The organism is Neptuniibacter sp. QD34_54, from assembly GCF_047778055.1.
GTDB lineage: Bacteria > Pseudomonadota > Gammaproteobacteria > Pseudomonadales > Balneatricaceae > Neptuniibacter.
The window spans coordinates 716157-736563 of the sequence record NZ_CP180546.1 but is presented as its reverse complement, the minus strand read 5'-3'; the positions used below and the strand labels follow the sequence as shown (position 1 = coordinate 736563).

The 20407-nt window shown below is 45.2% G+C and carries 23 protein-coding genes; 9 read left to right on the top strand and 14 right to left on the bottom strand.

The genetic code is table 11. From position 1 onward, the window contains the following. Window positions 1–38: 38 nt before the first annotated feature. Entirely contained in the window at window positions 39–1517 is a 1479-nt protein-coding gene (gene mltF, locus ACMXYP_RS03145; protein ID WP_415883554.1) for a membrane-bound lytic murein transglycosylase MltF, read from the top strand. On the opposite strand, the gene tadA is transcribed toward mltF, so the two are convergent. The 3 genes from tadA to guaB form a co-directional block, all read right to left on the bottom strand. Next, window positions 1503–2015, bottom strand: coding sequence for a tRNA adenosine(34) deaminase TadA (gene tadA / locus ACMXYP_RS03140; RefSeq protein ID WP_415883553.1), 513 nt, complete (start codon window positions 2013–2015; stop codon window positions 1503–1505). The genes mltF and tadA overlap by 15 nt on opposite strands. 74 nt (window positions 2016–2089) lie before the next feature. Further along, window positions 2090–3670: a glutamine-hydrolyzing GMP synthase gene (guaA, locus tag ACMXYP_RS03135; RefSeq protein WP_415883552.1), complete on the bottom strand. Its 1581-nt coding sequence runs from the start codon at window positions 3668–3670 to the stop codon at window positions 2090–2092. A gap of 92 nt (window positions 3671–3762) precedes the next feature. Beyond that, window positions 3763–5232 (bottom strand): IMP dehydrogenase, encoded by a 1470-nt coding sequence (gene guaB, locus ACMXYP_RS03130; protein WP_415883551.1) that lies wholly within the window; start codon window positions 5230–5232, stop codon window positions 3763–3765. Window positions 5233–5397: 165 nt separating this feature from the next. On the opposite strand from guaB, the gene xseA reads away from it, so the two are divergent. From xseA to ACMXYP_RS03110, 4 genes are all read left to right on the top strand, one after another. Continuing rightward, window positions 5398–6759, top strand: coding sequence for an exodeoxyribonuclease VII large subunit (gene xseA / locus ACMXYP_RS03125; protein ID WP_415883550.1), 1362 nt, complete (start codon window positions 5398–5400; stop codon window positions 6757–6759). Between the two features lies 1 nt (window position 6760). After that, a complete protein-coding gene (locus ACMXYP_RS03120; RefSeq protein WP_415883549.1) occupies window positions 6761–7612 on the top strand; it encodes a peptidoglycan DD-metalloendopeptidase family protein in 852 nt (283 codons plus the stop codon). Window positions 7613–7669: 57 nt separating this feature from the next. Continuing rightward, window positions 7670–8293, top strand: a complete 624-nt coding sequence (locus ACMXYP_RS03115; protein ID WP_415883548.1) for an FKBP-type peptidyl-prolyl cis-trans isomerase — start codon at window positions 7670–7672, stop codon at window positions 8291–8293. 69 nt (window positions 8294–8362) lie between these two features. Beyond that, entirely contained in the window at window positions 8363–9121 is a 759-nt protein-coding gene (locus ACMXYP_RS03110; protein ID WP_415883547.1) for an alpha/beta fold hydrolase, read from the top strand. Between the two features lie 16 nt (window positions 9122–9137). Here the strand turns inward: ACMXYP_RS03110 and ACMXYP_RS03105 are convergent, their stop codons facing one another. The 7 genes from ACMXYP_RS03105 to bioB all read right to left on the bottom strand — a co-directional run bounded on the left by ACMXYP_RS03105 (window position 9138) and on the right by bioB (window position 15039). Next, window positions 9138–10085, bottom strand: coding sequence for a putative metalloprotease CJM1_0395 family protein (locus ACMXYP_RS03105; protein ID WP_415883546.1), 948 nt, complete (start codon window positions 10083–10085; stop codon window positions 9138–9140). Between the two features lie 84 nt (window positions 10086–10169). Continuing rightward, window positions 10170–10421 (bottom strand): hypothetical protein, encoded by a 252-nt coding sequence (locus ACMXYP_RS03100; RefSeq protein ID WP_415883545.1) that lies wholly within the window; start codon window positions 10419–10421, stop codon window positions 10170–10172. Window positions 10422–10506: 85 nt separating this feature from the next. Further along, on the bottom strand, window positions 10507–11196 hold the full coding sequence (gene bioD, locus ACMXYP_RS03095) for a dethiobiotin synthase (RefSeq protein WP_415883544.1): 690 nt from the start codon (window positions 11194–11196) through the stop codon (window positions 10507–10509). Window positions 11197–11206: 10 nt separating this feature from the next. Next, window positions 11207–11995 carry a malonyl-ACP O-methyltransferase BioC gene (bioC, locus tag ACMXYP_RS03090; RefSeq protein WP_415883543.1) on the bottom strand — a complete coding sequence of 263 codons (789 nt, stop codon included), beginning with the start codon at window positions 11993–11995 and terminating at the stop codon, window positions 11207–11209. After that, window positions 11995–12771, bottom strand: a complete 777-nt coding sequence (locus tag ACMXYP_RS03085) for an alpha/beta fold hydrolase (RefSeq protein ID WP_415883542.1) — start codon at window positions 12769–12771, stop codon at window positions 11995–11997. Before ACMXYP_RS03085 ends, bioC begins: the two co-directional genes overlap by 1 nt. After that, a complete protein-coding gene (bioF, locus tag ACMXYP_RS03080) occupies window positions 12772–13938 on the bottom strand; it encodes an 8-amino-7-oxononanoate synthase (protein ID WP_415883541.1) in 1167 nt (388 codons plus the stop codon). Window positions 13939–13995: 57 nt separating this feature from the next. Continuing rightward, window positions 13996–15039 carry a biotin synthase BioB gene (bioB, locus tag ACMXYP_RS03075; RefSeq protein ID WP_415883540.1) on the bottom strand — a complete coding sequence of 348 codons (1044 nt, stop codon included), beginning with the start codon at window positions 15037–15039 and terminating at the stop codon, window positions 13996–13998. A 110-nt stretch (window positions 15040–15149) separates the two neighbouring features. Between bioB and ACMXYP_RS03070 the strand changes: the two genes are divergently transcribed. From ACMXYP_RS03070 to ACMXYP_RS03055, 4 genes are all read left to right on the top strand, one after another. After that, window positions 15150–15845, top strand: a complete 696-nt coding sequence (locus ACMXYP_RS03070; protein WP_415883539.1) for a ComF family protein — start codon at window positions 15150–15152, stop codon at window positions 15843–15845. A 103-nt stretch (window positions 15846–15948) separates the two neighbouring features. Continuing rightward, a complete protein-coding gene (tsaA, locus tag ACMXYP_RS03065; protein ID WP_415883538.1) occupies window positions 15949–16659 on the top strand; it encodes a tRNA (N6-threonylcarbamoyladenosine(37)-N6)-methyltransferase TrmO in 711 nt (236 codons plus the stop codon). Window positions 16660–16744: 85 nt separating this feature from the next. Next, entirely contained in the window at window positions 16745–17101 is a 357-nt protein-coding gene (locus ACMXYP_RS03060) for a hypothetical protein (protein ID WP_415883537.1), read from the top strand. Window positions 17102–17220: 119 nt separating this feature from the next. Beyond that, on the top strand, window positions 17221–17394 hold the full coding sequence (locus ACMXYP_RS03055) for a hypothetical protein (RefSeq protein ID WP_415883536.1): 174 nt from the start codon (window positions 17221–17223) through the stop codon (window positions 17392–17394). A 59-nt stretch (window positions 17395–17453) separates the two neighbouring features. On the opposite strand, the gene ACMXYP_RS03050 is transcribed toward ACMXYP_RS03055, so the two are convergent. From ACMXYP_RS03050 to ACMXYP_RS03035, 4 genes are all read right to left on the bottom strand, one after another. Further along, on the bottom strand, window positions 17454–18050 hold the full coding sequence (locus ACMXYP_RS03050; protein WP_415884637.1) for a DoxX family protein: 597 nt from the start codon (window positions 18048–18050) through the stop codon (window positions 17454–17456). Window positions 18051–18091: 41 nt separating this feature from the next. Then, the gene (locus ACMXYP_RS03045; RefSeq protein ID WP_415883535.1) at window positions 18092–18868 is read right to left on the bottom strand and encodes a DUF2063 domain-containing protein; all 777 of its coding nucleotides are present in this window, start codon (window positions 18866–18868) and stop codon (window positions 18092–18094) included. Further along, entirely contained in the window at window positions 18849–19700 is an 852-nt protein-coding gene (locus ACMXYP_RS03040) for a DUF692 domain-containing protein (RefSeq protein WP_415883534.1), read from the bottom strand. Before ACMXYP_RS03040 ends, ACMXYP_RS03045 begins: the two co-directional genes overlap by 20 nt. Before the next feature lie 75 nt (window positions 19701–19775). Further along, a complete protein-coding gene (locus ACMXYP_RS03035) occupies window positions 19776–20228 on the bottom strand; it encodes a hypothetical protein (protein ID WP_415883533.1) in 453 nt (150 codons plus the stop codon). Window positions 20229–20407 lie beyond the last annotated feature (179 nt).

Below are 20407 nucleotides of genomic sequence, written 5' to 3'. Positions count from 1 at the left end.
TACCGAAACAGCCAGTTGGATACCAGAAAAGCAGCACAATGTTTGATATTAGACGCAAAAAAGATGCAGCATACGCTCTGCTGATTTTTCTTTTGTTCTGTATTCCAGGCTTATTGAGCTGGAATAGCAAAACTCAGCTAGGTGCAATTATTGAATCTGGCGAGATAAAGCTCGTTACACGAAACTCACCTAATACTTACTTTATTGAAAAAGGTAAGCCTGCAGGCTTTGAATACGATCTAGCCAAAGCTTACGCAGAGCATTTAGGCGTCGAATTAGAACTGGTACTTCCCGACGATTTCAGCTCTATTTTTACAACAATGAGCGCACGTGATGGTCATATTGCGGGCTCCATGCTTACGATTACCGAAGAACGCCAAGAAAGGTTTGAGTTTACCCAACCCTACCTAAAAACCACGACAACGCTGATATACCGTCAAACCAAAGGCAAGAAAGCACCCAAAGACATTTCCGATCTACTTAAACCCGGTAAAAAATTAGTCGTTTTAGCCAACAGCAGCCATGCAGAACTTTTACAAAGCCTAAAAGCTCAATATCCAGAACTAACCTGGGACGAAACTAGTACCTATTCTTCTACCGAGTTGATGGAACAAGTACAAAACAAAGAGATCGACTACACCGTCGTTGATGCTGTTACCTTCGATAGCCAAAAAACCTTTTTCCCGGGCCTTAAAAAAGGATTTGATCTCGACAAACCACAACCTCTAGCCTGGATGCTATCACCCCATCACGACCAAACATTGCGCGATTCCATTAATCGCTTTCTTGCCCTTGAAAGCACCCAAACTCTGATCGAATCACTAAAAGAAAAATATTTTAATCGCAGCAATCCACTTAATTTCTACGACACCACGACCTTCAAGAAGGATATGCAAACGCGCTTTCCGAAGATTGAACAATATTTCCTTATGGCCGAACAGGAAACCGGGATAGACTGGCAGCTATTAGCATCCATTGCCTACCAAGAGTCTCACTGGGATCCAAAAGCAGTCTCCCCTACAGGCGTTAAAGGAATCATGATGCTAACCAACGCTGCAGCTAAAGAAGTTAATGTCACCGACCGGACAGACCCCATGCAAAGTATTATCGGCGGGGCTCATTACCTTGTAATCGTAAAGAAGAAGATTCCAGATCGTATTCCTGATCCAGACCACTTGTGGTTTGCACTCGCAGGTTACAACGTAGGGTATGGTCATTTAGAGGATGCGCGTGTATTGACCTCAAGAGCAGGCCTAAACCCTGATAAGTGGGATGATGTAAAAAAACACCTTCCGCTACTTACTCAAGAAAGACATTACAGTACTGTCCGTTACGGTTATGCACGCGGGTACGAACCTGTGCACTATGTCAGTAATATTCGAAAATACATGAAGCTACTTAGCTGGGAGATGCAAGTTATCCAAACCAAGCGACAAGACGAAGAAGCAGACCTAAACCCAGACCATGAAAGCTGGGATAAAGGACAAGTAGTCGAGGATCTTCTACCCGCCCTTTAGTAGGTTTTGCTTTTTAGCTAATTTTTCGGCCTTGATTTCGGCACGACGACGCTTGAAGAACGCACTAATTTTTTCGCTGCAACGCTCAGCTAATACGCCAGCCTCAACCTCTACGCGATAATTCATCCAAGCCTGATCAAGCAGTTGACCATTACTCTGAACAGCTCCAGCTTTAGCTTCAACCGCCCCAAAAACAACACGACGAATACGAGAATGAACAATCGCCCCAGTGCACATAGTACAAGGTTCAATCGTTACATAGAGATCCGCACCGACCAGCCTGTAGTTACCGACATTAGCCGCCGCATCCCTCAGCGCTAGTATCTCAGCATGTGCAGTTGGATCATGACCACTGATCGGCTGATTCCAGCCCCTACCAATTATCTCACCATTCAAAACAACGATAGCACCAACTGGCACTTCGTTAATTTCTTCGGCTCGATCCGCCAGTAGCAAAGCCTCTTCCATCCAGCGCTCATCTATCTCTCGCTGATCCATTCACCTTTCTCCAAACACTAAAAAGCCTGCACAAAAGCAGGCTTTTTATCATAACAATTCAGCTTAAAGAATACTTATTCCCACTCAATTGTTGCAGGCGGCTTAGAGCTCACATCGTAAGTCACACGAGATACTTTAGGGATCTCATTGATAATACGGCTAGATACAGTTTCTAGCAGCTCATATGGTAGGTGAGCCCAACGCGCTGTCATAAAGTCGATTGTCTCTACCGCACGAATAGCAATAACGTATTCGTAACGACGACCATCACCTACAACACCTACAGATTTAACCGGTAGGAATACCGCAAATGCCTGACTTGTCTTGTGGTACCAATCAGCTTTATGCAGCTCCTCAATGAAGATCGCATCCGCTTCACGCAAGATATCAGCATATTCTTTCTTAACTTCACCCAGAATACGCACGCCTAAACCAGGGCCTGGGAACGGGTGACGGTAAACCATATCGTATGGAAGACCCAGTTCAAGACCAAGCTTACGCACTTCGTCCTTAAACAGCTCACGTAGCGGCTCAACTAGCTCAAACTGCATATCTTCAGGCAGACCACCCACATTGTGGTGAGACTTAATAACATGTGCCTTACCTGTCTTCGCAGCAGCAGACTCAATTACGTCTGGATAGATCGTACCCTGCGCTAGGAAGTTAACGTCAGTTAGCTTAGTCGCTTCATCATCAAATACTTCAATAAAAGTATTACCGATAATCTTACGCTTCTTCTCAGGGTCGTTTTCACCCTCCAAACGACCTAGGAATAAATCTTCCGCATCAGAACGAATGACTTTCACGCCCATGTTCTTAGCGAACATGTCCATTACTTGATCGCCTTCCTGCTTACGCAGAAGACCGTTATCAACAAACACACAGGTCAGCTGATCGCCAATAGCCTTATGAAGCAATGCCGCTACAACAGAAGAATCAACACCACCGGATAGACCTAGAAGAACCTTCTGATCACCTACCTGTGCGCGTACTTTTTCAATCTGATCAGCAATGATGTTTGCAGAGTTCCATAACGCTTCTGTACCACAAATCTCAACAACAAAGCGCTCAAGAATACGACCGCCCTGTTTAGTGTGAGTCACCTCAGGGTGGAACTGGACACCAAAGAACTGTTTCTCAGGATTGCACATTGCAGCAATCGGAGCAGACTCAGTCGATGCAATTACTGCAAAGCCTTCTGGCAGCGTAGTAACTTTATCGCCATGACTCATCCATACATCTAGAGATAGAGCACCGTTGTTTGCAACGTGATCTTCAATACCCTCAAGCAGTCGGCTTGGGCTACTTTCCAAACGAACCTGAGCATAACCAAATTCACGCTTATCGGATGTAGAAACTTCACCGCCCATCTGAGCAGCCATAGTCTGCATGCCGTAGCAGATACCCAACACAGGCACATCTAGGTTAAATACAACCTCTGGTGCACGAGGTGAATCACCTTCAGTAACTGACTCTGGTCCACCTGCAAGGATGATACCTTTAGGTGCAAACTCACGGATATCGTCTTCAGACATATCCCAAGCGTGAATTTCACAGTAAACACCGATTTCACGTACACGACGTGCAATTAACTGCGTGTACTGAGAACCAAAATCTAGAATCAGAATTCGTTGAGCGTGAATATCTTTGGTCATAACCTTCAATCTCTTCACTTTGCGACATTAGCGTCGCCGCAAAAAAAAAAGGGGGCAGATTCTATCCACCCCTCTTTTCAGAGTTTATTTACTTAGCTTACGCGGTAGTTTGGCGCTTCTTTAGTGATGCTCACATCGTGAACATGACTTTCGCTCATACCCGCGTTAGTGATACGTACAAACTGTGGAACGGTACGCATAGTTTGAATATCGCCACTACCGGTGTAGCCCATCGCTGCACGCAAGCCACCTACTAACTGGTGAACTACGCCGCCCATTGGACCTTTACACGGTACACGACCCTCAATACCTTCTGGCACCAACTTCTCAACGCCTTTAGACGCATCTTGGAAGTAACGGTCAGAAGAACCTGAAGATTGACCCATAGCACCTAGAGAACCCATGCCGCGGTAAGACTTGAATGCTCGACCTTGGAATAGTTCAACTTCACCTGGCGCTTCATCAGTACCCGCTAGCATAGAACCAACCATGATCGCAGATGCACCCGCAACAATTGCCTTAGCTAGGTCACCAGAGAAACGTACACCACCATCAGCGATAACTGGAACACCACGTTCAGCCATAGCAGTAGCAACATTAGCTACAGCACTGATCTGAGGCACGCCAACACCTGCAACGATACGTGTAGTACAGATAGAACCAGGACCGATACCAACTTTAACGCCATCAGCACCTGCATCAGCTAGCGCAATTGCCGCTTCAGCAGTAGCAATGTTACCGCCAATCACTTGGACCTGTGGGTAAGTCTGTTTAACCCAAGCAACGCGATCAATAACACCTTTAGAGTGGCCGTGCGCAGTATCAACAATAACTACGTCAACGCCAGCTTCTACAAGTGCGGTTACACGATCAGGTGTTTCAGGGCCAGTACCTACTGCAGCACCAACGATCAAACGACCTTTAGCATCTTTAGCAGCATTAGGATGAGACTGAGCCTTATTCATATCCTTAACTGTCATCATGCCTTGTAGTTTGAAGGCATCATCAACAACTAGGATTTTTTCAATACGGTGCTTACGAAGCAGATTGCGAACTTCATCAGGGTCTACACCCTCTTTCACTGTTACCAAACGCTCTTTTGGCGTCATGATAGAAGCAACAGTCGCATCCAGCTTACGTTCAAAACGGAAATCACGGTCAGTCACAATACCAACCAGATCATCGCCATCAACTACAGGGAAGCCGGAGAAACCAACTTCAGTAGACAGCTGACGTAGTTCACCTACAGTCATAGTAGAGCTGCAAGTTACAGGGTCACTTACAACACCTGCTTCATATTTTTTAACGCGACGAACTTCAGCAGCTTGCTGCTCAATTGTCAGGTTCTTATGGATGATCCCGATACCGCCTTCCTGCGCCATAGCTATAGCCAGACCGGATTCAGTCACGGTATCCATAGCAGCAGAGACCAAAGGAATATTCAGCTGAATACCTTTAGTCAGTTGAGTTTTCAGTGAAACGTCCTTTGGCAGTACTTCAGAGTAGCCCGGAACCAGCAACACATCGTCAAAAGTGAGTGCTTCCTCAGCAATTCGCAACATTCTTTGCCAGCCTGTGTAGTAAGTAAAATTTAAACGGGAAATTATACAGAAATTAGCCTTTTGTCTCAATCTAAAACTTGTAAATTACAGGGTAATTACGGCCTAGTTTTCATTTTTTTTGCTTTCGGATGCAGTAACTCGATTAGATCGTTTAATATGAGGGCCATGCAGAACTCAAATAGCTTTAAATCTGGCACTCAATCCCATGCGCTCAGTGTCTCCGAACTAAATAGACAAGCACGCACTTTGCTTGAGCGATCATTTCTTACCATTCAAGTAGAAGGCGAGATCTCTAACTTTGTTCGCCCTAGTTCTGGCCATTGGTATTTCACTCTTAAAGATGACAAAGCCCAAGTACGCTGCGCCATGTTTAAGAACCGCAACCAAGTGTTAAGCAAGCAACCCAAACAAGGGGACAAAGTTATTGTCCGTGCTAAAGTTAGCTTGTATGAAGGCCGCGGCGACTATCAATTAATCTGCGACTTTCTAGAACCCGCTGGCAGCGGCCAACTTCAAGTTGCTTTTGAAGAGTTGAAGAACAAACTCTTGAAAGAGGGTTTATTTGACAGCAAACAAAAACAAGCGCTTCCGGAACACCCCAATCATATTGGCATCGTTACCTCACCTACAGGTGCGGCAGTACACGATATTTTAACGGTACTAAAAAGACGCTTCCCTGGCTTGCCCGTCACTATTTATCCGACAGCCGTACAAGGCGAAGATGCCCCGCAACAAATCTGCAAAGCGATAATTTTGGCTGAAGCGCACCAAGTTTGTGACGTTCTCGTCGTGGGGCGCGGCGGAGGCTCACTTGAAGATCTGCAAGCTTTCAACAACGAACAAGTTGCGCGCACCTTATTTGACTGTGAAATACCCACTATCAGCGCAGTAGGACATGAAGTTGATGTGGTCATTACAGACTTTATAGCCGATATCCGCGCAGCTACCCCCTCCGCTGCTGCAGAATTAGTCAGCCCAGACCAACAAGAGCTACAACTACGCTTAAATCAGCTCAGCCTTCGACTTAAGCGCCAACAGAAGCAACAGCTTTTTACCGCCAAGCAGCAACTTTCGAATTTACAGAGTCGATTACGCCATCCTGGCCAGATTTTAAAAGAACAAGCTCAACGCTTGGATCATGTAGAGCTAAAACTGAACAATCAAATCAGACGCATCCTCGCGCAAAAGCAGATCAAATATCAGCAATTGGAAGGGCGTTTAAAGGCTCAGTCACCTGAACAGCTGTTGCTACGCAGGGAAGAACAGCTTCACTCGCTGCATCAACGCCTTAAGCAGGCATGCCAATCAAGTTTAAAAAGTCAGCAATTAAAACTTTCTTCGCTGGCGAGCCAGTTACAAACTGTTAGCCCACTTGCTACGCTAGAGCGAGGCTACTCCATCACCAAAGATAGTGACAAAAAAGTTATTCAATCAGCCTCTGATGTTGTCAGCGGACAAAAAATAGAAGTTCACTTACACAAAGGACAACTTCACTGCAGCGTAGATGAAGTCATAACGGAACATTAATATGATCAGAAAAGCATTCACCAAATCACTTCTACTCTTTACAGGCTTATGCGCTTTCAGCATCAATGCACAAGCTCTAGAACTTCCAACCGAAAGCCGTGTACCTGGCGGCGTTGCCATTTTACCGCTTGAAGGCCTTACATCAGCTATCGCGCCATCCGCTTGGTATAAGGGAAATCGCGTTATGGTGTTACCATCAACAGATACTGCATACGCGGATACTAGCAAATGGATCGCTGTTGCAGGCATCCCATTAAGCGCCAAACCAGACAAGAAACAACACTTAAAAGCTGACGGAACCTCGTATTACTTTCAGGTTGAGGACAAAGAATACAAAGCTCAGTATCTAACCATCAAAAACAAACGTCACGTAGAACCTGATCCTGAAGATGTAAAACGCTGGCGCCGCGAAAAAGCTAAAATGGTCGCAGCTTACAAACATTGGAGTGAACCTGAGCAATTACCGACTCGGTTTGTTATTCCGGCTAAAGGTCCTTATAGCAGCCCATTTGGCTTAAAACGTTTTTATAACAAGCAGCCTCGCAACCCTCACAGCGGATTAGATATTGCGGCACCTAAAGGCACACCAATTACCGCGCCATCTGCAGGCACCGTTGTAGACACTGGACACTACTTCTTTAATGGCAAAACAGTCATTGTTGATCATGGTTACGGCATGACAACGATGTACTGCCATATGAGTAAAATTGATGTAAGAATCGGTGACGTACTCCAAACAGGTGACAAGCTTGGGGAGATAGGATCGACAGGTCGTTCCACTGGGCCACATCTTCATTGGGGTGTAAGCTTGAATAACACACGCGTCGACCCCATATTGTTTTTAAGCAAATAATTTTCTATAGCGAGCTGCGAGATTGCTCGCTTTTTTTGACTCAACGAGACTCAATAAATGTCTGATCTTCAATTTGAAACACTAGAACAGAAAGCAAGCTACGGTATCGGCCGTCAAATGGGCGACCAGCTAGCACAACAGCCATTCGAAGGCATGGATCTAAATGCGATCTCCGCAGGTATCGCTGATTCTTTCAACGGCGAAGCAATGCGCGTAGAAGTTCAAGAGATCCAAGAAGCGTTCAACGTAATCAACGAACGTCTTCGTGCAGCTCAAGAAGCACAAGCTAAAGAAGCAGCTGCGGCAGGTGAAGAGTTCCTAGCTGAAAACGCTAAACGTGAAGGCGTTGTTGTTCTTGAATCAGGCCTACAGTACGAAATCATCGAAGCAGGTGAAGAAGGCGACAAACCTTCTCGCGAGTCTACTGTTCGTACTCACTACCACGGTACTTTCACTGACGGTAAAGTATTCGACAGTTCTTACGATCGCGGTCAACCAGCAGAATTCCCTGTTGGCGGCGTAATCGCTGGCTGGACTGAAGCTCTTCAGCTAATGAACAAAGGCGCTAAATGGAAGCTATTTATCCCTTACAACCTAGCTTACGGTGAGCAAGGTTCTCCAGGTGGCATCCCTCCATACTCTGCGCTTGTATTTGACGTAGAGCTACTAGATATTCTGTAATATCTAAGTAAGTTAATACCCAAGGCGGCCCTGACTTATCAGCGCCGCCTTTATTTTGAGTAATAGATAATGAAACTGCACTATCAGATTCACGGCGAAGGTGAACCTTTAATTATTTTGCATGGCCTGTTTGGCACCCTTGAAAACTGGGGCGCTCAAATCAAAGTTCTGTCAGAGCACTTTCAAGTGATCGCTGCCGACATGAGAAATCACGGCCGCTCTCCACACTCGGCGGAGATCGACTACGAACTTATGGCTAGTGATATCGCTGAACTGATGCAGGATCTAAAGCTAAACAAAGCTCACATTATCGGCCACTCAATGGGCGGTAAAGCAGCCATGCAATTTGCTATTACTCATCCAGAACTCATAGCAAAGCTGGTTATTGTTGATATAGCCCCAGTGGAATATACACCCCATCATGACGATGTATTCAAAGGACTATTTTCAGTCGACCTAACATCCCTTAAATCCCGTGGCGATGCTGATAAACAACTTTCAGCTTATGTCGATGAATTGGGTGTTAGAGCATTCCTGCTGAAGAATCTCTACCGCACTGAAGATAAGAAATTTGCATGGCGAATGAACTTAGACGCATTGCATAACCAATACTCCAATATCAGCGCAGCCCCTCAAGGTAACCCCTATACAAATCCAGTTTTATTTATTAAGGGCGCTAAATCGGATTATCTACTACCCAAATATCGCGATGCGGTTTTAGGGCTATTCCCTAAAGCAGATTACAAAATCATCCAAAATGCTGGCCATTGGCCACACGCGGAAAAACCAGCTGAATTCACACAGCTCATATTGGATTATATACAGTAGGAAAGGATTGACCAGCTTATACTTGCTGATCAAGTAGAGAGCCTTCAGGGAAAAGCTTTTGGAAGACACCGGCATCAACTAGTTTCTTGTTGATCTGTGCAAGCTCTTTATTGATATCTTTCATGCGTTCATTAAAGTCATTTAGAGCCTCAGCAGCACCATCAGAACGAGCCTGTTGCTGATCTCTAAATTCCTGCAAACGCTCACCTGCAGTTGGAGAATCATCCTCATCTTCCGATTCTGACTCTTCAGCAGCACTCGCCTCTTCAGCTTTTACATCTTCCTCTTGCTGCAGGATCTCAGCGCGCGCTTCAGCCGCCATAGCTCGAGCATCAGCTGCTGCAGCACGATCGGCTGCAGATGGCTCTGCAACACCTAGAGCCGCCCTCTGGATAATTTCAGCTTTCTCTAAAGTCGCCTGCGGATCATTCGGCACTGGAGATGTATCTATTTTGACTTCACCGGCAACAGCATAAAGGCGACCATCAGGCCCACGCTCATAGGTATAGCTCGGCGCAGAGGTATATTGCCCACCGATGGAAGCGTGCGCTTGTTCATGAGCTCTGACTTCACGGTCACGCTTAGCAAGCTCTCGAGTTATTTCAAGCTCCTGCTGCTCTTGCGCCTGTTCAGATTTAGAAACGCCTAAGGATGCTGGAGCAGAAGTCGATGATGAAGACTCCAACCCTACTAGCTCGGCATCATCAGATTCCAAGCCAATAAGTTCACCATCTTCACGTTCTAGTTCGGTGGACGTTGTGCTAGCAAGACGGGATAGTTCGGCTGCTTCAGCAGAAAGGGTCACACGATCTCGGTTAACCAAACCTCGACTGGATTGTAGCTCCTGCTCAGGCGCCACATTTTCAACAGTCGCAAGCACCTTCCTCGCTTCACTCGAGCGAAGTTCTTGCGGTATAGCACTGGCATTCAGTGCCTGGGAATTAGCTGCATTGAATATCTGCATCAGCTATACCCCTCTGTTGATTATGTGCAAAGCAATCTCTGCTTTCACCTTGTTCACCACATCCATTTATTAGTTAATGCACATTTACACACGCACATTAATAATCGCGCCAGGCTCGCCTGGTTCTTCCAATTGACTGACAACTTTTGTCGCAGCAGCTTCTACATCAGTTCCTGCTGCTGATTCTAGTACCGCTTGGTTTTGATCACGGCCTGTAGCTTCTTCAGGTTGATCAGGCTTACCCGAACCAGTGACATCACTAGCAGCTCGCGGCGCGTTGTCCAAACCACGATTAATACCGACCAAACCTGTCTGCAAAGCATTGGTTACATTCATAGCCACCACCTCTATATTTTTTAAACACAGCTATGGCAACAGTAATTATAGAACATCGAGAGGAGATGTTCATTTTTTGATCATGTTAATTATTCAACAATAAATCGAGATCAATATATTGGGCAACATTTTTTGCAGAAGGTTCATCTAGATATGGCACTTCGCCAAGTAGAGGTGCGCGCAGCATATTTGCGATAGTTTCAACATTTTCTCCGTAACAATCCATCTCTGGATCAACACGGTTAGCAATCCATCCAGCTAGCTGCAGACCATCGCGGGAGATGCTTTCGGCAGTCAACAAAGCATGATTAATACAACCAAGCTTCATACCCACTACCATGATCACTGGCACATTTAAAAGCTTAGGAATATTAGCCATAGTTTCACGAAAACTTAGTGGCACTCGCCAACCACCCGCGCCTTCAATAATCACAAAATCAGCAGGCTGCATTAAAGCGCCTTTGCACATCGCAGCAATACGATCAGCGCTTAATACACGATTTTCTTTCATTGCAGCAATATGCGGTGCAATAGGAGGTTTAAATGCAAAAGGGTTTACTTGCTCATACGACATAGCAACGGATGCTGCCTCTTGCAGAGCAAGCGCATCAGAATTACGCAAGCCGTCCTCTGTTTCTTCACAACCTGCGGCAATGGGCTTCAAACCGATCGTTCTTAGATCATGCTGATTAGCGGCCTCAATCAGCCCCGTAGAAACCACGGTTTTTCCAGCATCGGTATCTGTACCTGCAACAAAGAAACTTCGCTTACCCACAACCTAACTCCTAAACTTCTTTTTCAAATACAGCATATATAACCTGATAGGTCGCCGGCAAAGCCCCATCATTCAAACGTTGCTGCTCATAACCTTCTTTAAAACGGCGCACCCGCTCTCGCCCAGTCAGACCTTGTTGCTGACCTGCGTTCATATTGTGCGCCCCAAGCCTTTTAAGCTCATCTGTTAGCTGCTTTAACTGCGAATAACGTAAAACCTTATTCTGTTGCTCTAACGTTTGACAGCAAAGCGATTCCGGCAGAGCAGCCTTTAACTGCTCCACTGGCATAAACTGATTCACATGGGTAAAGCTATCCGCATGCGACCAAGCCTGACGAAGCTCTTTAAGTGTATCGGGCCCCAGCGTAGCAACGACAAAGCGTCCACCCGGCTTTAACACACGGTTTATCTCTGAGAACAAATCCTCTACATCTTCACACCACTGTATCGCTAAACTTGAAAAGATCAGATCTAACTGCTGATCAGCAATCGGCAAAGCCTCAGCATCAGCACAGATCCAATGAGTTTGATCTTCACAGCGCTGCGCGCGGGAGAACTGCAACATCCCCAAGGCAAGATCTAGATTGAGTAAAGTTGAATCTGGGTAGGCATGCTTGAGCTTAGGGGTAAAGTAGCCCGTACCACAACCTAAATCCATCATGGTGGATACAGATTGCTTAGGGAGATAAGCCAATAGCTCCTGTCCAACCTCTCTTTGCAAGTCAGCAACACTGTCGTAGGTCTGAGCAGCTTTGCTAAATGAATCCGCTACACGGCGCTTATCAATCAACAGATCCACTATGATTGATCCCCTTGAACAAAACCAAGAATATCAGCGACCACGTCAGCTTGATGGGAAAGGAAAGGTAAGTGGCCCGCACCGGCATAAGTCACCACTTCACCACCACTTATACTCTGACTAGCTTCTGCTGCTGAATTTGGAACAAGGTGATCGACTTCACCAAATAGGTGTAACACCGGTACAGCTAGATTCTTTAACTCTGGACGCTGATCTAAGCGCAATAAAGCTAAGCTCTCTTCAGCTGCCGTGTGCTCCACATCCGATAGGATCACTTTAAGTGTCTTCAGAATATCTCGACCCGCTTCCGCTCCTTGTGTTTGCAGCATAACAAAACGGGTTAAGGTCTTTTTCTGATTCTGAGCAAGCGATACTTCGAAAGCTTGGTGCGTTGCTTCATCCATAGCCGATGGCCAATCATCGCGCTGAACAAAGCAAGGGTTAGAAGCAATAGTAATCAACTTCTCCACACGCACAGGGAAACGATCTGCAAAAGCAACGGCGATCTGCCCACCCATGGACCAACCTAGCCAGATTGCCGATTCAGGCACCTGCTCCACTAGCAGATCCAATACCGCATCAAGCGTATAAGGGGTAGGAAACTCCTGAGATCGCCCCAAACCCGGTAGATCGATAATCGTCAGGCTAAAATACTCTGCCAATTGATCAGCAAATGGGCCCCATACCTGCCCTGTCATCCCCCAGCCATGTAATAGAACTAGTTCAGGCTTGCCTGGGTTCTCGCGGTACTCTTTATAAAGCTTTACTTGGCTCATCTACGCCTGCTCTTTAATAACTTTTTCTAAAGTGCCTAATAAGCGCTCAACTTGCGCTTCTGTATGCGCGGCACTTAAGGTCACTCTTAATCGTGCGCTGCCTTGCGGAACGGTTGGCGGACGAATCGCACTGATGAATATGCCTTCTCGCTCAAGCCCCTGACTAATCTGGATCGCTTTATCTGATTCGCCAATTACAATTGGCTGTATCGGCGTTGGAGAGTCCATTAGATCCAAACCTAAATCATCACAACCTTTTCTGAATTGTTGGATCAACGCTTCGAGCTTTTCTCTACGCCAGTTTTCTTCACGCAATATACGCAAACTCGTTAAGGTAGCAGCAGCCACTGCTGGCGGCATGCTTGTAGTGTAGATATAGGTTCTAGCGTGTTGAATTAAGGTCTCGATGAGCTCTTCAGAACCGGCTACAAATGCACCCGCAGTACCAAAACCTTTACCTAAGGTACCCACCAGCACTTCCGGTGAATTCGACCCCATAGCAAAATATTCCGCACAGCCACCACCTTGCCTACCTAAACAACCAAAGCCATGCGCATCATCAACCATTAACCAAGCATTATGATCACGACACACTGAAGCGAGTGAAGGCAGATCAGCCACATCGCCGTCCATGCTAAATACACCATCAGTAACCACTAACTTACGTCGTGCCTCTGATCTGCTCAGACGTGTATTTAGGCTCTCGGAGTCGTTATGCAAGTAACGTTGAAAACGCGCGCCGCACAGCAAACCAGCATCCAATAAAGAGGCATGATTTAAGCGATCCTGAAATACCGCATCTTGCTTATCCAATAAAGCATTTACGGCACCAATATTCGCCATATACCCGGTTGAGAAAAGCAGCGCTCTGGGTCTGCCTGTAAATTCGGCAAGCGCCTCTTCAAGCTCATGGTGAGCTTGGCTATGCCCATTCACTAAGTGCGAAGCACCGCCACCAACACCAAATTTATCTGCTGCTTTTTGAAAGCTGTGGATAACGTCAGGGTGATTAGCCAATCCCAAATAATCATTTGAGCAGAAGGCAAGATACTCGCGCCCATCCACGCTCACCATTGGTTGCTGTGGTGTTTCTAAAGTACGGCGTTGACGATAAAGAGACTGCTGCTTTCGCTGCTGCAGTTCTTCAGACAAGGAGTCAAAAGACATAGTAAATCTCTAAGGGGTATAGAGTAGGAGGTAGTCTTCACTACCTCCTGTAAGCCATTAAGCTTCGTAGAAGTGAGTGCTGTCCTGCTGTTTCTGCAGGTCATTCATTAATGCAGCTTCTTGGGTTTCATCCGTATCAGAGATACGTTGCTCCATATTGATACCCAACTTCTTAAATAATTGAACATCGCGATGTGTTTCTGGATTTGGTGTCGTTAGTAGACACTCTCCATAGAAAATAGAGTTGGCGCCAGCAAAGAATGTCATCGCCTGCATTTCATCGCTCATTTTTTCACGACCAGCGGATAAACGAACATGGGATTTAGGCATCATGATACGCGCCACAGCAATCATACGAATAAAATCGATATGATCTAAATCTTCAACATTTTCTAGCGGAGTACCCGATACTTTAACCAGCATGTTGATTGGTACACTTTCAGGTTGCACTGGCATATTCGCTAGTTGCATCAATAAACCGTAGCGATCCTTGGCCGTTTCGCCCATGCCTAAAATACCACCACTACAAATCTTCATACCGGAATCACGAACATTCTGTAGCGTGTCTAAACGATCCTGGTAAGTACGGGTCGTGATAATTTTGTCGTAAAACTCAGGAGAAGTATCCAAGTTATGGTTGTAATAATCCAAACCCGCATCCGCAAGCTGTTGAGCTTTGCCTTCATCCAACATGCCCAAAGTCATGCAGGTCTCTAACCCCATCTCTTTGACCTTTTGAACCATTTCGATTACATAAGGCATATCTTTATCTGCTGGGTGCTTCCAAGCCGCGCCCATACAGAAACGGGTTGAACCTGTCTCTTTGGCTTTACGAGCTTTCTCCAATACTTTTTCAACTTGCATCAAGCGCTCTTTTTCCAGACCAGTATTGTAATGACCACTCTGCGGGCAGTACTTACAATCTTCTGGACACGCACCTGTTTTAATAGAAAGCAGCGTACTAACCTGAACTTCATTCGGGTCGAAGTTTTCGCGATGCACTGTTTGCGCTTTAAACATCAGATCATTAAAAGGCAGTTCAAACAGAGCTTTTACCTCTGCTTCTGTCCAGTCATGACGAATTGCACCTAGTTGTTGCATCTTGCTTCTTCTCCCGAGAAAATAGCGATACAGGCAGGAAGCCTTGCACCACGATAAAACGTACCAAAATAAAGCGACAATTTTATCCTGACAGAAGGAACTGTCAACCAATGAAAAAACAGACAGTGGACTACAGCCTACTTTTTAATCTATGTATTTTATGCCAGCTCAAGCTTGATACACCCTCTAAAAGCAATATCTGCTCTAGCTGCTTGCAAGACCTGCCTTGGTTAGAGCACTGCTGCAAAGTCTGTGCCCTTCCCCTCCCTAGCGATCAAGACAACTTAATTTGCGGTCAATGCCAAAAGAAGCAACCGGCCTTTAAGCAAGCCCAGGCACTTTTCCACTATCAATTTCCTATTAACCAACTCATTAGCGGCATTAAATTCAATCGTAATACTCAGTTTATAAGCCATATAGCCCGACTGATGACTGACCATTTAACCACCCAGCAACCTGTCGATTGCTTGATGCCTATCCCCATGCATAGAGTTAGCTTTATAAAACGTGGCTATAATCAAGCTACACTCCTCTGCGACCGGATCAGCCAATACAGTGGTATTCCCTCAGACCGTAACTCACTCATTAAAATAAAAAGCACGCCACCACAACACTCTCTATCCCGTAAAGAACGTCTTAAAAATCAAAAAGGCGCTTTCAAATGCAAGCCGATCACACATAAGCGAATATTGTTAATTGATGATGTAATGACTACAGGGGCGACTTTCGAAGCAGCGAGCCTCGCGTTACTCAATGCCGGCGCCGAGCAAGTCTATGGATTGGCTTTAGCTCGAACAGATAGATAGCATTTGAACGAAAGAATAAAAAATAAGAGTAGTGGCATTAAAGGAAAATAAAGAGTACAAACCTGAGTTCAAGACTAGTGACAACTAATTTGCGACATCACTTATGCCAAGTACTTACTCCATAGCTCCAATCGCCGTCATTCGAAGCCCTTATAAAGAAAAATTTGGCATCCCTAGGCAGCCCAATTTAGCGAAAAGCGTAACAGCTCGTGTTGAGATCTTAGAAGAGTTTTCAAGTGATGAGATTGTTAGGGGCTTGGAAAACTGCAGCCATATCTGGCTCGTTTTCCTATTTAGCGAGTGCATTGATAAAGGCTGGAAACCTACAGTCCGTCCTCCTCGCTTAGGCGGCAATAAAAGACTTGGGGTATTCGCTACACGCTCTCCTTTTCGCCCCAATCCTATCGGGTTGTCTCCTGTACGTTTAGTTAGCATCGAAAAAACATCTAACGGTATTGAACTAGTGATTAGTGGTGCAGACCTATTAGACGGCACCCCTGTGATCGATATAAAGCCATACCTGCCTTACTCAGACATTATCTCTGATGCTGAATACCCAATGGCAGATGAAATCACCCTTCTAGCTCAACCGGTTGTATTCTCGGAACAAGCCCAACAAGAAATTTCAGCCAGTGAAATCCGGTTACAACAACCGTTAAAACAGCAACTCAGCGAACTTCTGCAATGTGATCCGCGTCCGGCTTATAAAAAGAATGATGCCGAAAAAAGTTACGGAATAAAGTTACACGATCTTAACGTTCGCTTTAGAATCACAGATCAAGAAATAACGGTTGATTCAATCACGGTCGAATAGCATCCGCCTCAACGATAGCGAGACTGATTCAGCTCTTCTTCAGGCTAAACTATTTAATATACGCCTATAGCTTTTGGAGGCTTATATGCTGTATTTACGCGCATTGATCTGCACTGCACTAGTCACTTTATCGGCATGTACACAAGCAAATGAACATTTAGAAAAAATTCCTGATTGGTTACTCACACTGCCCGAGAGTATCGAGCAACTGGAAAGTACGGGAAAGACGAGTTCTATCTATCTGAAGAACTACATGCAATGTATGGATGATCAACAAGCGCTGAATCAAAAGGAATCTCCCACAGTCGGCCAAGTTATCGACAATGCTTTAGACGCGGGCAATGAATGCGCGCCTTTGCTAAACGATATGCTAGATGAAATAAAAGATTCCGTAGGGTCGCAAACGCCTTCATCCGATAACCAAACTAACAAAAGCTTATAACCAAATACCTGATCAATAATTAAACAAAACTTTGACTAAAGTATAAAACCCGATTAAAATGCTCGGGTTTTTATTTGGGATGGAAGTCTGAAGGAGTCAGGTTAACGATTGAGGTGTATATGAACTTTACTTTTGCACAAGCTGAACAAATGATCGAAGAATCCAGCGCACTGTTTGAATGTTATTTAGAGCGCGTTTTTGAGTCTGAATCTTTTACCGATCTCATTAGTGCATCTCATTGGTATAACGACGCTTTTGTATCTCTAATCGTTAACCCAACACAACCTCGTTAATCGATATTTATCCCCAATAAAAAAGGCCTCTAAATCGAGGCCTTTTTTATATCTAAACTCTAATCTTGTTTACAGCAGCGGCGAATCCAATAATCCACACTCACGAATCGTCCAGCACCAGTAAAGAACAAACTGAACAACATCACGAAATAGGTGATAGCAAACTCTATCCCATTATTTAAAATAACAACAGATCCACGCCCCGTTAGCCAATCGTAGTGTCCATGCTCCTGTAGCAAACTCTTAGCCGCAGCCAAACGCTCTTGAGCCTCCATGACTCTGTCATTAGCCAACCAACTACCACCATCAGAGATAGCTAACCAACCGTTTTCCCAATGCACCGCAAATGCAGCCACTAGCATAGTGACCATCAAAGGAATACTAATCCAGCGCACAGCAAAACCAATCAGTAGCAACACACCGCCAATTAATTCAGTACCGGTTGCCATCGCAGCCAAAAGTTCAGGAAAAGGCAAGCCTAGACCCCACTCTTTGTTTCCAAACCACTCAACGGTGTTTTCGAAACCAATATATTTATTCCAGCCCGCCTGTAAAAACACAGGCGCGAGATACAATCTCAACAACAAAGGCGCTAGACCATCTGCACACTTCGTATTATCTAAGATATCTTGTAAACGACTAACAAAACTAACCATAGGATTCGACATAACTTCACCCGTTATCCAATGAGTGGTAACTAAACTCTTGTTCCTAACACTATGCCCTTAGAACGCAGATGTTCCAGTGTACTTAAACCACCTGAAACCACTTGGGATGGATCAGGGTGCTGCATCTCACTCGCGATCTGCTGTAACGCCTGCTCCCCCGGGAGCGATTCATCTTCAGATAAGAGGTACAACAACCGTCCAGTCACTGAATTAACTTCCATAAACTGCACTTCATCTTCGCGATTACGGTAAGCAATCAAGAAAGTTGGTGTGTCTGATGGTTCTGTCGGCTGATAATCTGGACGCACACAATGTACCGGATACTGATAAGAGAGAAGCCAAGCCAAAGGCGATTGCACGGGATGTTGCGTTAACAGATCGCCATTAACATCAACATTTTGCAAAGGTAGCTCTATCTCTGACGCATCTAATGCGAGTTCAACCCATTCATAATGAATCAGCTCTAATAAAAACGCAGGATCATTTTCTTGCGGTTCTCGTTCATTTTGAACGTAAGCAATAAACTCCTGACCAATTTCAAGGAAATAAGGCGTCTGACAACGATGTTTATCAAAAAAACCGCGCGCCAACTTAGTCCAATACTCTTTCGAACTGATCTGTTTTAAAACCGGGAAATTACCAGACAAAAAACCTTCAACATTATTGAAGAAGAGGTCTCGGTAAATACCCATGCGACGGTCTTCGATACCATCAGGACCATCATTCTCATCGGGATTCCGAATATGTGCAGCAAACTCGTATTGTAGCTGCTGGAACTTAGGCATTTCAGGCAACGGTTTGTGCATGGCGCATCTTCCATTTATTTTGATAGGAACGAACCTGATCCACCTCCGCTAATAGCTCAGGCAGCGGCGGAATATTAAAGTCACGCTCTAATAACGTCGGCACTAAACCAAATTGGTCATATGTGGATTCCAACAAAGACCAAACTGGATCAACAACAGGCGCTCCATGCGTATCAACGATAAGGTCTTCAGCCTCGTTGTAATGACCTGCGATATGAAGATACATAATCCGTTCTGCAGGCATTGCCCTCAAGAACGCCTCAGCATCATAGCCATGGTTGATACTGTTTACATAGATGTTATTAACATCGAGTAACAGATCGCAGTCCGCTTCTTCCAATACAGCCAACAAGAACTCTTGCTCTGTCATCTCAGCACCAGGCGCTGCATAGTACGAGACGTTTTCCATCGCAATTCTTTGCTCAAGCACATCTTGAACCTGACGAATCCGCTCTGCTACGTATTTCACCGCTTCCGCAGTAAAAGGAATCGGCATCAAATCATAAAGATGACCATCATCAGAACAGTAGCTCAGATGCTCAGAGTACCCGCGAATATTGTGTTCTTTAAGAAAGGCTTTAAGGCGAGTCAAAAAATCCATATCTAAAGGGGAAGGGCTACCGATAGATAGAGATAGACCATGAGCCATAAAAGGGTGTTTTTCAGTATATTGTTTAAACGCTTTACCGAAACGCCCACCAAGCCCCATCCAGTTTTCCGGCGCGATCTCTAGAAAATCAAACCCACTTGGATCAATCTCTTTTAATGTCTCTGACATACAACGGCGAAAGCCGAAGCCTGCCCCTGTAACAGGATAGCGGTCTTTATTCATGAAACACCTAGCCTTTAAGTCAAAAGACCCTGAAGGCTCAGGGTCTCTATTAAGTATTACAAAGCGTTATTGGGATTATTTAGAACCGCCACATTTACCTTCGCCACACTTGCCTTCAGACTTAGCAGCTTTGTCACCACCGCACTTGCCTTCACCACATTTGCCTTCAGATTTTGCAGCTTTGTCACCGCCACATTTACCTTCACCGCACTTGCCTTCAGACTTAGCAGCTTTATCACCACCGCACTTACCTTCACCGCATTTGCCTTCAGACTTCTCAGCTTTTTTACCGCCGCATTTGCCTTCACCACACTTGCCTTCAGACTTCTCAGCTTTTTTACCACCGCACTTGCCTTCACCACATTTGCCTTCGTTCATAGCAACTTGCTGGCTGTAACCAGAAGATAGGTCCGTTGTAGCAAATGGGTTTTCTGCAGCTGTCGCAACAGGCGCCGCAACCATACCAGTCATAAATGCTGCACCAACAGCGGCAACCATAGGTTTTACAGATGTATTTTTATTAGCCATTCTTAATTCACCCCAAAATTGAAAAAATTATTATCTTGCGTTATTTGTAAAATTCAGAGCCTGTCACGAGCTCTTGCGTTTGTGACTACAGCTTGTGAATAAAGTTTCACCAAGTTCTAAATTAAGTGAATTTTTTTTCATAATCACGCATTTTTTATTAGTTTTTTCGCTTATTTATT